The following is a 13,385-nucleotide window of genomic DNA, read 5'->3' on the forward strand; positions in this document are numbered from 1 at the left end:
ATTCGGCGAGGATGTCAGCCCTGTCCGGACAGGGGGAATGAGGGTTCGACATCCCTTCGCCAGTATGAGCTGGATCAGGTTCGACGGGTTTTATCTCAGCCCTTTTGGAAAAGGACACCCCGTGCCGCAGGGCAGACCATAGCACAGAACGCGCCTTCAGTCTTTATTGACTTTCAGGCCGCGCGCTTCTAAGCTTTGCGCAGTTCCTGGGGGAGTCCTTGGAACGTGTTCATTTCATGGCTCGCAAGACGACGGCCAGTCGCAATCCTGGCGCGCGACGGCAAGGCCATGAAAAGACCATGAACACGTTCTTGACGGGCTGAGATTCCGCTCTCATGCGGTAACCCTTCGAACCTGATCCGGATCATGCCGGCGAAGGGAAGGAAACGCGGCCGATCGGCCTGCCTGCAGCCTGTCGCGCTGCGCACGCCGCCTCACACGCCCATTTCTATCCCTCCATTCTTGTCCGCCCTGCGCCCAACCGGGCCGCTGCAGGCGGGTTCGCGCCTGCCCTGTCAGGCTTTGGGGAGATATCATGCTGAACCAGAACGCCACGCTGCTGTGGCTGATCGCCTTTTCAACCTTGTTCGCGGTGGCCGGGGTGCTGTACGCCCGGCGCCAGAACGGTTCTCTGGAAGACTTCGTGGTGGCGCGCAACAGCCAGAGCGCGCTGGCCACCATCCTGACCCTGCTGGCCTCGTCCCTGGGCGCGTGGATCCTGTTCTCCCCCGCCCAGGCGGCCACCTGGGGCGGCCTGTCCGCCGTGATCGGCTATGCGCTGGGCTCCATGTCCCCGCGCCTGGCCATGATCCCGCTGGGCAAGCGCATGCGCGAGCTGCTGCCGCGCGGCCACAGCCTGACCGAGTTCGTCATCGCCCGTTACGGCCGGCCCATGTATGCGCTCACCTTGCTGATCATGCTGTTCTACATGTTCATCGCCATGACGGCGGAAATCACTGCCATGTCCAAGATGATCACCCTGATCGCGCCCATTCCCTTGTGGGTCACGGCCAGCGTGGTGCTGGTGGCCACGCTGATCTACACCTCCTATGGCGGCCTGCGCGCCTCCATCTTCACGGACAAGGTGCAGATGCTGGTGATCGTGCCCATGCTGTTCCTGATCGTGCTGTTCGGCTGGCAGGCCGTGGGCGGCCCGGCGCAATTGCTGCGCACCGTGGAGCTGCAGGCGCCGCGCCTGGTGGAGCTGAGCGACCCGGTCGGCGTCAAGGCGGGCCTGACCTTTTTCGTGGCCATCCTGCTGACCGGCCTGTTCCACCAGGGCAACTGGCAGCGCATCTATGCCGCCCAGAGCGACAAGGCCATGCGCAACGGCTTTCTGCTGGGCGGCCTGTTCGTGGCGCCCTTCATCTTCCTGATGGGCTTGTTCGGCCTGGCCTTCGTGGGCCTGGGCGGCCAGGGCGACAGCTCCGTGGCGCTGTTCAACGTGATTCTGCCCCAGGCGCCCGTCTGGTTCCTGGTGCTGCTGATCCCGCTGGGCCTGTCGCTGGTCATGAGCAGCGCCGACACCGTCATCAGCGCCGTCTCCAGCCTGGTGGCCGTGGACCTGGGCCGGCTGATGCCCCAGCGCAGCACTGCCCAGATGATGCGCCTGGCGCGCTGGCTGGTGTGGCTGAGCGCCATTCCGGTGCTGGTGGCCTCCTCCCAGGGCTACAGCGTGCTGTACCTGTTCCTGCTGGCGGATCTGTTGTGCTCGGCCGCGGCCTTTCCGGTATTCTTCGGCCTGTACAGCCGCCGCTACGACGGCTTCACGGCCACCCTCAGCACCGTGGCGGGCCTGGTTGCGGGACTGGCCATCTTCCCGCGCCCCAACGGTGCGCTGGACTATCTGCTGGAATCCTTCGTGCTGGCGGCCGTGGTGCCCGCCTTGGTCACCGCCATCATCATGCCCCTGCGCCGGCGCCTGCCCCACTTCGATTTCGGCAAGCTGGCCGGCTCCACGCGGGTCCTGGACCAGAACTGAATGTGAGCGCGCACACGCGCGCCGGCCTCGCCATGAAGGCCGGGACCGGTGCGCAAGCACAGGATCAAGGTCGGGTCTGCCCCTCAGGGGCCGTCAACAGGATCAGTTCCACGCGCCGATTGCTGGCACGTCCTTCGGAGGTTGCGTTGTCCCCCAGTGGCCGCGTATCGGCGTAGCCCACGGCGCTCAGGCGCTGACTGGCCACGCCATTGGATTCCAGATAGCGCACCACGCTGCCGGCGCGCGCGCCGGACAGCTCCCAGTTCGATGGATAGCGGTAGCTGCGGATGGGCACCGAATCCGTATGGCCTTCGATGACGATCTGGTGTGGTGTGGAGTTCAGCACCGTCACCAGCTTGCGCAGCACGCCCAGGCCTTCCAGCCCCAGGTCCGCGCCGCCCGAAGAGAACAGGATTTCGCTGTTGATGCGGAAACTGATGGACTTGTCGTTGACCACGATGTCGATATCGTCGCCCAGGCCGTCCAGCTGCAGGCCATGATCGCCCGCGCCCTGCCCCGGCGCCTTGCCGCTTTCGGGCAGCAGCCCCGCTCCGGCCGGCATCGCGCCGGCGGCCCCGGCCTGGGCCACCGCCGTCATCCCGCCCTGCCCCGCGCCCGCTTCCGACTGGGCGCGCTTGCCGGCGAAGGACAGCATGACGATCATCAGCACCAGCAGCAGCGTCATCATGTCCAGATAGGTAGTCAGCCAGGACTCTTCTTCCTCGGGCGCGGCCAGCGCCGGCTCGTCCCAGCGGCGCTCCCGCCGCGCGGCGAGATTGCCGGCCAGCTGCTGCTCGGCCATGCCGCGGCGCGCTTCTTCCAGTTCCTTCTGGACGGCCTTCTGGCGCTCCGCCAGTTCGCCCAGGGTGATGTCCTGCTCCTTGCGTGCCATGGCGCTCAGCTCCGCTCGGGAGCCGGATCGGGATCATCGTCGCGGCCGCCCCGGTCGTTGATTTCATCCTGATACTGAGCCATGAAGGAATTCAGGGCTTCCCGCATCAGGGCCGGACCGCGCCGCTGGCTCATCATGGACACGCCCTGCATGATCATGTTCATCAGCACCACGCGCTGTTCGGTGCGGCGTTCCAGCTTGACGGCCACGGGCTTGAAGACCAGGTTGGACAGCAGCACGCCGTAGAAGGTCGTCATCAGCGCCAGCGCCATCTGCTGGCCGATGGACGTGATGTCGCCATCGCCCAGCAGGAACATCAGGTTCACCAGGCCGATCAGCGTGCCCACCATGCCGAAGGCGGGCGCAAAGCTGGCCATCAGGCGGAACAGCTGGGCCTCCGCATGTTCGCGCGCACGCAGCCGGCTGATGCGCCATTGCAGCAGATCCTGGATGTCTTCTTCAGGCGCCCGGTCTATGACCAGCTGCACGCCGGTCTTCAGAAACGGATTGGCCACTTTCTCCAGCGCGGTCTCCACCGCGCGTATGTCGCCCATCATCCACAGGCGCGAGATGTTGATCAGCTCGTCCATGTCCTGCTGGGTATACAGGCGTTCATTGCGCAGCACGGTGCCGATCAGCCCGAAGATGCGCACCACTTCGCTCAGGGGATAGCTGATGAAGGTGGCCGCCAGCGTGCCCACCAGCACCACGGCGAGGCTGGGCAGGTCCACGAACAGGGCGGGATTTTCAGCGGTGAAGAAAAGGATGACGGCGAACAGCAGCACGCTGGCCACGATGCCGATCAGGGTAGAGGGATTCATGCACAAGTCCTGGTTGCGGGCCCAACGGCCCTCAACCCTACATATCGGCCGTGCAAGGACTTTCTTTAGACGTGAAGATTGATCTGGATCAATCCGCGCGCTCGTACCAGACCTGGATGTCCGCCTGCACGCGCACCGGCGTCGTGCTGCCGGCCCAGCTCCAGACCTCGTGCTGCAGGACGAAGCCGCGCCGCGCGTCCTGGCCCGCGAAGGCGCTGGTGTTCAATACTGCGCCGTTCATGTCCACGCAGGGGCCGCCGCCATCCAGGCACAGGCGGCTTTTCAACACGGCGCGGCCGCCATGGCGATAGCTGACATGCACCTTGCGTATCGTGATCGCACCGCTTGAACGGGCCAGCTCCGGAGGGGCCGGAAACGACTGGGCGGCGCGCGGCAGCCCGGTAGTGATCGCAGGTCCCAGTTGCTGGGCTCCCCACGACGGGGACGCTGCCTGCGCCGGCGCCATTGCCGACATGGCGGCAAACACGCCGTGAATTAAAAAACTGTTTAAAAATACAGCTAATTTCTTTTTCATGCCTGTTTCGGTTTCGTTTAACTGTATCTTTATACAGATAAAATAAGCGCCTTAACGAAAGCGGAAGCCCGACTTAAGTTTTTTTTCAACTTTTGCGCGTAAGCGACTAATATAACTGGACATTTTTCTGGTAGCATTAGCGCACGGATCTGATTGAAGTTCTGTTTCTCGCCCACGGAAACCGAAGATGCAACAACACAGAAAAAAGAATTTTATACGCCTGGCGCTCAGCGTCTTGTTTTCAGTGCCCTTTTCGACCTCCACCCTGGCCCAGACCGTCGCCCTGGCGCCCCAGGCCGTCACGGCAGAGCCCGCCTCGGCCGTCAGCTACAAGGCCCCGCACCTGGTCTTCAAGAAGAACCTTCAGCCGGTCACCTATACCGAAAACGACAGCCAGCGCGCCCTGAACAGCCTCAAGCACGACGCCCTGATCCAGAACGCCGCCCTGCGCTCGGAGATCGCCTTCGTCCAGGACCTGGAGTCGGCCACCGTGCTGTACCAGAAGAACAGCGACGCCGTGCGGCCCATCGCCTCGATCACCAAGCTGATGACCGCCCTGGTCGTGGCCGAGTCCGGCCTGCCCATGGACGAAATGCTGGAGATCATCGACGATGACGTGGACCGCGTCAAATATTCCAGTTCACGCCTGAGCGTGGGTTCCACCCTGAGCCGCGCCGACATGATGCACCTGGCCCTGATGTCCTCGGAGAACCGCGCCGCCCACGCACTGGGCCGCAGCTACCCCGGCGGCCTGGCCGCCTTCGTGCGCGCCATGAACGACAAGGCGCGCGCCCTGGGCATGCGCAACACGCATTTCGTCGAGCCCACCGGCCTGTCCAGCGACAACGTCTCCAGCCCGCGCGATCTGGTCAAGCTGCTGGCCGCCGCCAGCAAACAGCCGCGCATCCACCAATACACCACCAACGACCAATATTCCGTGCAGGTCGGCCGCGGCCGCCAACTGGTGTTCAACAACACCAACCGTCTGGTCAAGAACGCCAACTGGGACATCCAGGTCTCCAAGACCGGCTTCATCAACGAAGCCGGCGAATGCCTGGTCATGCTCACCAAGATCGAAGACCGCGAAGTGGCCATCGTCCTGCTGAACTCCTCCGGCCGCTACTCCCGTATCGGCGACGCCGTGCGCATCCGCAACCTGGTCGAAAAATCGAATGGACTGGCCATGCTGTGACGTGATGGCGCTTTGCCTTTGAACAAGAGATGCCCCGCTTTGGCGGGGTATTTTTTTGGTTCTTCGAAGAATTTCGGGAGCCAATTTGCCAGGTCGGTGATGAACTGGTTTTTTGAAGACACCGTTCAAGGCACCGATGGCATCGCCCCGGCCCTAAGCATCCATACCAAACAGAAAATTCAGCGGATGGTTGATGCGTTGTACGGCTTTTGTGCGAACGCTCCGCCGCGGCCTGCCTTGCGAGAACCCGAGTTTCTTTCCGCTTGGCCCAAACGGCTCGCCAAGCATGGTCGGATTATCGGCCTATTGCCATCAACGGCTTAATCTACACCGTCGGCTTTAACCATTGCTCCAATATCATATCTGCGGCTTCATAAGAAATTGAGTGCGATGTATCGATGACCAGCCGCTGTTTCGCCCATGGCTCATACACGCGCTGCAGCACCTTCAGAATCCCTTGGCCGCTCAGGCATGTGGAAGTTCAAACATCGAAACAAATTTCAAGCGCATGCAGGCCAGCTTACTTCGTCCGCATGAAAGTCGCCAAGACTCCCTGGCGTCAAAATCGCTGCCCAGCTATCCAACCCCATCCGCCCATCCTACAATTCCCCTATGTGCATCGCTTACATCGCCATGGGGGTCAATGCGGATTGGCCCCTGATCATTGCGTCCAACCGCGACGAATTCCATGCCCGTCCCGCACAGGCGGCGCGCCCGTGGGCGGAAGAACCCGGGATTCTGGCCGGCAAGGACCTGCTGGCCGGCGGAACCTGGCTGGGCCTGGATCCGGAGCGCGGTCGGCTGGCCCTGCTGACCAATTACCGCGAGCCCCTGGTCGCCCCCGAGCCCGGGCGACGCTCGCGCGGCGAGCTGCCTCCGCAATTTCTGCGTGATGAACGCTCGCCACAGGCTTTCCTGCAGCAACTGCATGAGCAAAAAGATCTGTATGCAGGCTTTAACCTGCTCGCGCTGCAATGGCCGAACGGCGCCGGCCCCATGCTGGCGGGCTATTACAGCAACCGGCATCCGCAAGGGCATCCGCTGGCCCTGGACCCGGGCATCCGGGTGCTGAGCAATGAATGGCTGGACAGTCCCTGGCCCAAGAGCCTGTACTTGAAAGAAATATTGGACGCCGAAGGCTTCGACGGTTCGGATGCCGCGCTGGAGCAATTGTTCATGGGTCTGCGATATGATCGAGCCGCGCCGGACGCCAATCTGCCCCGCACGGGACTGAGCCTGGAACGCGAGCGCCTGTTGAGCAGCCCGTTCATCGTCAGTCCCGACTACGGCACGCGCTGTTCCACCGTCATCGTGGTGGACAAGCTGGGCCGCGGCCTGCTGCGTGAACGCAGCTTCACGCAGCAGGCCGCCGTCTCCCGCCAGCACGACTGGCACTTCCAATGGCCGGCGCTCCTGGAGGCCGCCCCCACCCGACACGACAACGCTTCTTTCAGCAAGGAAACATCATGAGCACTCGTCTTTCCCTGGCCGGCCTGGGCCTGGCCCTGGCTGTGCTGGCCGCTCCTTCGGCCCATGCGCAGGAGCTTCCCCCCAGCCAGCACTACGGCTCCACGGAATACATCAGCGGCGGCATAGGCAGCGACGAGGCCGAGCTGTTCCGACTGGCCCGCAAGACGTTCCCGCTATCGGTGAATTTTTCCGCCAACCTGGGCGAGCGCGCCGGCTACGTGTCCGACGTGCAGCTCGTCATCCGCAACAGCAATGACCAGACGGTGTTGAACAGCCTGATCGACGGCCCCTATTGCCTGATCCGCCTGGCTCCCGGCGCCTACAAGGTATTCGCCACCTACCAGGGCGTGACCCAGGAGCGCAGCGCCCAGATCATGGACGGTCAACCGCGCGAGATCAACTTCATGTGGAAGTAGGATAATTGCGCCGATACGTATCCGGGCCCATGGCCTGGATCTGTGCGGCGATCAACTGTTCGAAGGGCCGCAGCAAGGGTGTGAAGTCCCGCTGCGGCTCCAGTATCTGCAGGACCCGGACGATGGCTTCTAGCGTGGACACGGCCTGCGGATCGGGCGCCTTGCGCAGGCGATAGCGCGAGGGCGCTCCGACCGGCAAGACCCAGCGCGGCAACGCCAGCAGGACCGGGTTGGCCGCCAGGATGCGGCGCGCCTTGCGCCAGGTGCCGTCCGGCACCACGATCAGGTCGGGCGGTCCGCGATCGGGCGGCCCGCGATCGGAATGCGCGCCGACGGGCTGGCCGGCCGGCACGGCTCCCTCGCCTGGAAACAGCAGCACGGCCTGGCGAGCCTGCGCCAGACGCGCGGGCAGCGCATCGAAACATTCCCCCACCCACAATTCCGTATCCTGCAGGCCCAGATGGGCCAGATTGGCCGTATTCAAGGCATGACGCGCCTCGGACGCATGTTGCAGGATCAATATGGGGCACGCCTGCTCCAGCGATGGAATCAGGGGACACAGGCAGCGGGGCTGAGGCCGCTGGCAACGGGAGCAGCGACGGGAGGGAACGGGACTCATGCCGAAACGCGAAAACAGGAAGGCCCCATTATAAAAGCCTCCCCGCCGAGCCGGATATCGGCATGAGGAGCGCTCGCCGCCACGCGCCTGACCATTGCGCGGCCGGCTCCGGGCAAGCGGCATTTTCTTGAAGGAGTCTCTGCAGACAGGACGTTTCGCTCAAGCTGAACTTGGGCAATTCCCACAAATACTGTATATTTATACAGCAACAAGGCAAAACACCCATGACTGTCGCCTTGCGCCCTCTTCTCGATCTGCACCCGTCCCTGTGGACCGGCCAGCACTGGTCTCGTCCCGCTGACGCCTGTCTGCCCAGCGGGTTTGCCGAACTGGACGCGGAACTGCCGGGCGGCGGATGGCCGCGGGGCAGTCTGGTGGAATTACTGGCCCCCGGGACGGCAGCGCCTTGTCCCTGCTCCTGCCCGCCCTGAACGCGCTGGAAGCCGACCGGCTGCGCGTGCTGGTCGCTCCGCCTTACCAGCCCGTGCACCAGGCCTGGCGTTCTCCCCCTTGCGCATCGGACCCCGAACCGGTCCAGGCATCCGGCCAAACCATGCACGACAACGCCAGCCATGGTCCGTTGCGTTTGCTCTGGATACGCAGCCGCCAGGTCTCCGACACGCTGTGGGCCAGCGCCCAGGCGCTGCGCCACGGCCACTGCGGCGCCGTCCTCGCCTGGCTGCCCGCCCAGGTTCCGCTGGCCGCCCTGCGCCAGTTGCAATTGCTGGCCAGCCAGGGCGACAGCCTGTTCTTTTGCCTGCGCCCAGCCGGCGCCCAGATGCCCGCCAGCCCGGCGCTGCTGCGCCTGCAGCTGGAACCCCGCCAGGATGCGCAAGGCCGCGCCTGGCTGGACGTGCATATCCGCAAGCGCCGCGGCCCGCCCTGCCCCCGCCCTATCTGCCTGCGACCTCAGGATATCGCTGCGGGGTCCATTTCCACGCCTGCCACGCCTCGCCATGTCCCCCTGGCTATGCCTGCCCCTGCCCGGCAACAGCACCTCGCCTGATGCCTGCCGCGAACAGGTCCAGGCCGTGCTGCCCTTGCTGCTGCGCTACAGCCCGCAGCTGGCGCAGCCGCAACCCGGCGTCCTCCTGCTGAACCTGGGCGCCAGCCTGATGCTGTTCGGCGGGTTGCGCACGCTGTACGCCCGCATACGGCAGGACCTGCAGCCCCTGCTGCCGGGTCTGCGCCCGGCGCTGGCCTCCACCGCCCGGGGCGCCTGGATGCTGGCGCTCGCGCCAGGACGGCAGCGCCGGTGCCTGCGCCGCCTGCAGCCGCGCCTGGACGCCTTGCCGGTGGATCTGCTGGCCCCCTCGCCGGACGAACTGCGCTGGCTGCACAGTTTGGGCTGCCGGCGCCTGGGCCAGTTGCGCCAATTGCCGCGCGATGGCCTGGCGCAACGCGGTCTGCGCGATCTGCTGCTGCGCCTGGACCAGGCCTACGGCGAACGGGAACTGGTCCTGGACTGGCTGCAGGCGCCCCCCGCTTTCCAATTGGCCCTGGACCTGGATTATTCCTCCCGCGCCAGCGGCCCCCTGCTGCACGGTTTGCAGCGCCTGTTGCACCCTCTGGAACAGTGGCTGGAGCAGCGCCAGTTGGCCAGCGGTCAACTGCTGGTCCTGCGGCAGGCCGAACGCCGCCGCGACCACCTGCATGAAGCCAGCCTGAACATCCAGATGGCGCGTTCCTGCTGGCGCAGTCAGGACTTTCTGCCCTTGCTGCAGGAGCGCCTGCTGCAGATCCGCCTGGACGCGCCCATCCAGCGCCTGGAACTGCAAGCCCTGCAGCTGCATCCCCGGCAGGCGCAGCACAGCAGCCTGTTTCCGGACGCCCGGCATTGGCAGGAACAGGATCAGCGCCTGCTGGAACGCCTGCAGGCCCGGCTGGGCGCCGAACAGGTGCTGGTCCCGGCGCCGCAGGCCAGCCATTTGCCCGAACAGGCCAATCAATGGCGGCCGGCCCTGGCCGGCACTCATTCCGCCTGCCCGGTTTCCCCTCCCTTGAGCCGGCCTGTCTGGATGCTGGAATCCGCGCAGCCCCTGGCCCACGACCAGAATGCCGTCTGGCTGGAGGGTCGGCGCCTGCGCCTTCTGCAAGGTCCCGAACGCCTGCAGACGGGCTGGTGGAGCCCCGAAGGCCACCGCCAGCGCGACTACTTCGTCGCACAGGACTAACAAGGACGGCGCTACTGGGTCTACCGCGATCTGAGCCAGGAACAGGCCTGGTATCTGCATGGGGTGTTCGGATGAATGCCGCCCCCGAGACCGGCCTGCTGTATTCGGAACTGGATTGCATCTCCAACTACAGCTTCCTGACCGGCGCCTCGCATCCCGAAGAACTCCTCACCCGGGCGGCCGAGCTGGGCTACCAGGCCCTGGCCCTGTGCGACTACGCCTCCATGGCCGGGGCGGTTCGCGCCTACGCGCAAGCCAGGCTGCACAAGAACATCCGCCTGCTGGTGGGCAGCCGCTTCCGCTTTATCGACGACAGGGACCTGGCCGATCCAGCGCCCGGCCTTGCCGCAGGCACCCCGCACGAACTTCTGGTTCTGCCGCGCAACAAGCAGGGCTACGGCAATCTGTGCCAGTTCATCTCCTTGCTGCGCCAATCCCTGGACCTGAAGAGCCAGCCCGACATCCCCTGGACCTGGCTGCAGCGGGCGCGTTTCGGCCAGGACAGCGAGCCTCTCCAGGACTGCCTGGTCATCTACAAGCCGGCCTACGGATTGCCGGCCCGGGACATCGTGGCCCGGGTGCGCCGCCTGCAGACGCTGTTTCCCGCCCGCCTGTTCCTGGGCGTCAGCCTGCACCGCCGCGACCAGGATGCTCGGCACCTGCAGCAGCTGCGCCTGGCCTCCCGGCACGCGGGATTGCGTTGCGCCGCGCTGGGCGGCGTGCAGATGCACGTGCGCTCGCGTCAGCCCCTGCACGACACCCTGGCCGCCATACGGCTCAAGACTCCGGTCCATGAATGCGGCTGGGCGCTGGCGGGCAACGCCGAACAGCACCTGCGCACCCGCCTGCAACTGGCCAATATCTATCCTGCCGACATGCGCGAAACCACGGACCAGATCCAGCAGCTGTGCCAGTTCTCCCTGGACGAGATCCGCTACGAATACCCCGTGGAAATCGTCCCGCCCGGCATGAACGGCATGCAGTACCTGCGCCAGGAAACCGAACGCGGCATAAGGCGGCGCTATGCCCAGGGCATCAGCGCCGAATTGCGCGCCCGCCTGGAGGAAGAACTGGCCCTGATCCAGGACCTGAAATATGAATCCTATTTCCTGACCATCTACGACATCGTGACCTATGCTCGCAGCCAGGGCATTCTGTGCCAGGGACGGGGCTCGGCGGCCAATTCGGCGGTCTGCTATTGCCTGGGCATCACCGAAGTGGACCCGGCCAGCAGCCACACCCTGTTCGCCCGCTTCATCAGCCGCGAACGGGCCGAACCGCCCGATATCGACGTGGACTTCGAACACCAGCGGCGCGAGGAAGTCATCCAGTACATCTACGGCAAATACGGCCGCGAGCGCGCCGCCCTGACCGCCGTGGTCATCACCTATCGGCGCCGCAGCGCACTGCGCGACACGGGCAAGGCCCTGGGCATCCCTCAGGCCCTGGTCGAGGCCCTGATCCAGTGCGACCGGGCCTGGCTGAAGGACACCCGCGTGCAGGAAGAAGTCCTGGCGCGCTTTCCGGAATGCCCGTCCGAACTGGCGCATCTGTGGCTGTCGCTGACCCGCCAGCTGATGGGCTTTCCCCGCCACCTGTCCCAGCATCCGGGCGGCTTCGTGATTTCCCAGTCTCCCCTGCACCGGCTGGTCCCCATCGAGAACGCCACCATGGCGGGACGCAGCGTCGTGCAATGGGACAAGGACGACCTGGACATCCTGGGCCTGCTGAAAGTGGACATCCTGGCGCTGGGCATGCTCAGCGCGCTGCGCCGCTGCCTGGACAGCATCAGCCGGGAGCTCGGCCAGCCGTACCCCCTGCAGGATATCCCTCGGCATTGCAACAAAACCTTCGCCATGATCCAGCGCGCCGATACGGTGGGCGTGTTCCAGATCGAGTCGCGCGCCCAGATGAGCATGCTGCCGCGCCTGAAGCCCGCCTGCTTCTACGACCTGGTGGTGCAGGTGGCCATCGTGCGCCCCGGCCCCATCCAGGGCGGCATGGTGCACCCCTACCTGGAGCGGCGCCGCGATCCCAGCAAGGTGGACTACCCCGCGCCCGAGATCCAGCACGTGCTGGAGCGCACGCTGGGCGTGCCCATCTTCCAGGAACAGGCCATGGAACTGGCCATGGAAGCCGCGGGATTCTCCGCCGACGAAGCCGACCAGCTGCGGCGCGCCATGGCGGCCTGGCGCCGGCGCGGCGGATTGGGCCCGTTCGAGGAAAAACTGAAGGAAGGCATGAAGAAAAAGGGCTACGACGACGACTTCGCCCAGCGCCTTTTCGACCAGATCAGCGGCCTCGGCGAATACGGCTTTCCGGAAAGCCACTCGGCCAGCTTTTCCAAGCTGGCCTGGATCAGCTCCTACCTGAAGTGCCATCATCCGGACCATTTCCTGGCCGCCATGCTCAATTCCCAGCCCATGGGATTCTATGGCCCCAGCCAATTGGTGCAGGACGCACGCCGTCACGGCGTGCAGGTCCTGCCGGTGGACGTGCAGCACAGCGACGTGGAAAGCGCGGTCTGCCCCGCCGCCCAAGGCGGGCGCGCCGTGCGCCTGGGCCTGCACATGGTGAAAGGCCTGAGCCAGGACAGCGCCCGGGCCATCGTGGCCTACCGGCAGGCGCATCCCGGGCGCATCATGGACCTGGCCTGCCTGCGCCAGGAACTGGGCCTGTCGCCCCACGACCAGCAGGCCCTGGCCCAGGCGCATGCACTGCGCAGCGCCTATGACCAGCGCCGCAGAGGCCTGTGGGAGGCTCGCCGCCACAGCCAGCCCGGCCTGCTCAGCCATGCGGAGACCCCCAACACCACGCCCGTTCTGCAAGCCGCCACGGCCGGCCAGGAAGTCCTGAACGATTACCACTCCCTGGGTCTGACGCTGGACCGCCATCCCGTGGCGCTGCTGCGCGCCCGGCTGGAGCGGCTGCATTTCGTGCCGGCGCAACAGTTGCATGCCGATTACCCGGACCGGCGTCTGGCGCGCGCCTGCGGGCTGGTGACCACGCGCCAGCGGCCCGGCACCGCCAAAGGCACGATTTTCGTCACCCTGGAAGACGAGACCGGCAGCGTCAACGTGATCGTGCGCGACGAACTGGCCCAGCGGCAGTCCGACGCCCTGTTGCAATCGCGCCTGCTGGGCGTCTATGGCGTCTGGCAGCGCGAAGGCAGCGTCTGCCACCTGATCGCCCGCCGGCTGGTCAAGCTGAACCACCTGGTGGGCGAACTGGCGGCGCGCAGCCGGGACTTCCAGTAAGCGGCTCGCCCGCCGGCCGCCTGCGGTA

The 13,385-nt window shown here is 65.4% G+C and carries 11 protein-coding genes and 1 riboswitch; of the genes, 7 read left to right on the plus strand and 4 right to left on the minus strand.

Translation table 11 applies throughout. The features are described from left to right. Positions 1-34: 34 nt before the first annotated feature. A riboswitch (TPP riboswitch) is annotated at positions 35-132 on the minus strand. Between the two features lie 403 nt (positions 133-535). Then, the gene (locus tag ACWPWO_RS18195; protein ID WP_454007785.1) at positions 536-1,981 is read left to right on the plus strand and encodes a sodium:solute symporter family protein; all 1,446 of its coding nucleotides are present in this window, start codon (positions 536-538) and stop codon (positions 1,979-1,981) included. A 64-nt stretch (positions 1,982-2,045) separates the two neighbouring features. On the opposite strand, the gene ACWPWO_RS18200 is transcribed toward ACWPWO_RS18195, so the two are convergent. The 3 genes from ACWPWO_RS18200 to ACWPWO_RS18210 all read right to left on the minus strand — a co-directional run bounded on the left by ACWPWO_RS18200 (position 2,046) and on the right by ACWPWO_RS18210 (position 4,169). Further along, positions 2,046-2,873, minus strand: coding sequence for an OmpA/MotB family protein (locus ACWPWO_RS18200; protein ID WP_454007786.1), 828 nt, complete (start codon positions 2,871-2,873; stop codon positions 2,046-2,048). Positions 2,874-2,878: 5 nt separating this feature from the next. Continuing rightward, positions 2,879-3,694 carry a motility protein A gene (locus tag ACWPWO_RS18205; protein ID WP_454007787.1) on the minus strand — a complete coding sequence of 272 codons (816 nt, stop codon included), beginning with the start codon at positions 3,692-3,694 and terminating at the stop codon, positions 2,879-2,881. An 88-nt stretch (positions 3,695-3,782) separates the two neighbouring features. Then, the gene (locus ACWPWO_RS18210; RefSeq protein ID WP_454007788.1) at positions 3,783-4,169 is read right to left on the minus strand and encodes a flagellar protein FlhE; all 387 of its coding nucleotides are present in this window, start codon (positions 4,167-4,169) and stop codon (positions 3,783-3,785) included. A gap of 247 nt (positions 4,170-4,416) precedes the next feature. Between ACWPWO_RS18210 and pbpG the strand changes: the two genes are divergently transcribed. The 3 genes from pbpG (at position 4,417) to ACWPWO_RS18225 (ending at position 7,307) form a co-directional block, all read left to right on the plus strand. Next, positions 4,417-5,421, plus strand: coding sequence for a D-alanyl-D-alanine endopeptidase (gene pbpG / locus ACWPWO_RS18215; RefSeq protein WP_454007789.1), 1,005 nt, complete (start codon positions 4,417-4,419; stop codon positions 5,419-5,421). A 612-nt stretch (positions 5,422-6,033) separates the two neighbouring features. Continuing rightward, the gene (locus ACWPWO_RS18220; RefSeq protein ID WP_454007790.1) at positions 6,034-6,891 is read left to right on the plus strand and encodes an NRDE family protein; all 858 of its coding nucleotides are present in this window, start codon (positions 6,034-6,036) and stop codon (positions 6,889-6,891) included. Next, complete coding sequence (locus ACWPWO_RS18225) at positions 6,888-7,307, plus strand: carboxypeptidase-like regulatory domain-containing protein (RefSeq protein WP_454007791.1); 420 nt, start codon at positions 6,888-6,890, stop codon at positions 7,305-7,307. The genes ACWPWO_RS18220 and ACWPWO_RS18225 overlap by 4 nt, the downstream gene beginning before the upstream one ends. On the opposite strand, the gene ACWPWO_RS18230 is transcribed toward ACWPWO_RS18225, so the two are convergent. Then, positions 7,294-7,926, minus strand: coding sequence for a tRNA-uridine aminocarboxypropyltransferase (locus ACWPWO_RS18230; RefSeq protein ID WP_454007792.1), 633 nt, complete (start codon positions 7,924-7,926; stop codon positions 7,294-7,296). The two genes, ACWPWO_RS18225 and ACWPWO_RS18230, sit on opposite strands and share 14 nt — an antisense overlap. A gap of 406 nt (positions 7,927-8,332) precedes the next feature. Here ACWPWO_RS18230 and ACWPWO_RS18235 point away from each other — a divergent pair, with 406 nt between their 5' ends. The 3 genes from ACWPWO_RS18235 (at position 8,333) to ACWPWO_RS18245 (ending at position 13,357) form a co-directional block, all read left to right on the plus strand. Beyond that, complete coding sequence (locus ACWPWO_RS18235) at positions 8,333-8,932, plus strand: hypothetical protein (protein WP_454007793.1); 600 nt, start codon at positions 8,333-8,335, stop codon at positions 8,930-8,932. Beyond that, positions 8,883-10,100, plus strand: a complete 1,218-nt coding sequence (locus ACWPWO_RS18240) for a Y-family DNA polymerase (protein ID WP_454007794.1) — start codon at positions 8,883-8,885, stop codon at positions 10,098-10,100. The genes ACWPWO_RS18235 and ACWPWO_RS18240 overlap by 50 nt, the downstream gene beginning before the upstream one ends. A 71-nt stretch (positions 10,101-10,171) precedes the next feature. Next, a complete protein-coding gene (locus tag ACWPWO_RS18245) occupies positions 10,172-13,357 on the plus strand; it encodes an error-prone DNA polymerase (protein WP_454007795.1) in 3,186 nt (1,061 codons plus the stop codon). The last annotated feature ends 28 nt before the right edge of the window (positions 13,358-13,385 follow it).

This window comes from Alcaligenes sp. Marseille-Q7550, from assembly GCF_965112015.1.

Excerpts from the sequence above, each read along its gene's own strand:
- ACWPWO_RS18240 (WP_454007794.1), top strand. The coding sequence starts at position 8,883 with ATGTCCCCCTGGCTATGCCTGCCCCTGCCCGGCAACAGCACCTCGCCT.
- ACWPWO_RS18230 (WP_454007792.1), bottom strand. The coding sequence starts at position 7,926 with ATGAGTCCCGTTCCCTCCCGTCGCTGCTCCCGTTGCCAGCGGCCTCAG.
- pbpG (WP_454007789.1), top strand. The coding sequence starts at position 4,417 with ATGCAACAACACAGAAAAAAGAATTTTATACGCCTGGCGCTCAGCGTC.
- ACWPWO_RS18195 (WP_454007785.1), top strand. The coding sequence starts at position 536 with ATGCTGAACCAGAACGCCACGCTGCTGTGGCTGATCGCCTTTTCAACC.
- ACWPWO_RS18220 (WP_454007790.1), top strand. The coding sequence starts at position 6,034 with ATGTGCATCGCTTACATCGCCATGGGGGTCAATGCGGATTGGCCCCTG.
- ACWPWO_RS18225 (WP_454007791.1), top strand. The coding sequence starts at position 6,888 with ATGAGCACTCGTCTTTCCCTGGCCGGCCTGGGCCTGGCCCTGGCTGTG.
- ACWPWO_RS18200 (WP_454007786.1), bottom strand. The coding sequence starts at position 2,873 with ATGGCACGCAAGGAGCAGGACATCACCCTGGGCGAACTGGCGGAGCGC.
- ACWPWO_RS18245 (WP_454007795.1), top strand. The coding sequence starts at position 10,172 with ATGAATGCCGCCCCCGAGACCGGCCTGCTGTATTCGGAACTGGATTGC.
- ACWPWO_RS18205 (WP_454007787.1), bottom strand. The coding sequence starts at position 3,694 with ATGAATCCCTCTACCCTGATCGGCATCGTGGCCAGCGTGCTGCTGTTC.
- ACWPWO_RS18210 (WP_454007788.1), bottom strand. The coding sequence starts at position 4,169 with ATGTCGGCAATGGCGCCGGCGCAGGCAGCGTCCCCGTCGTGGGGAGCC.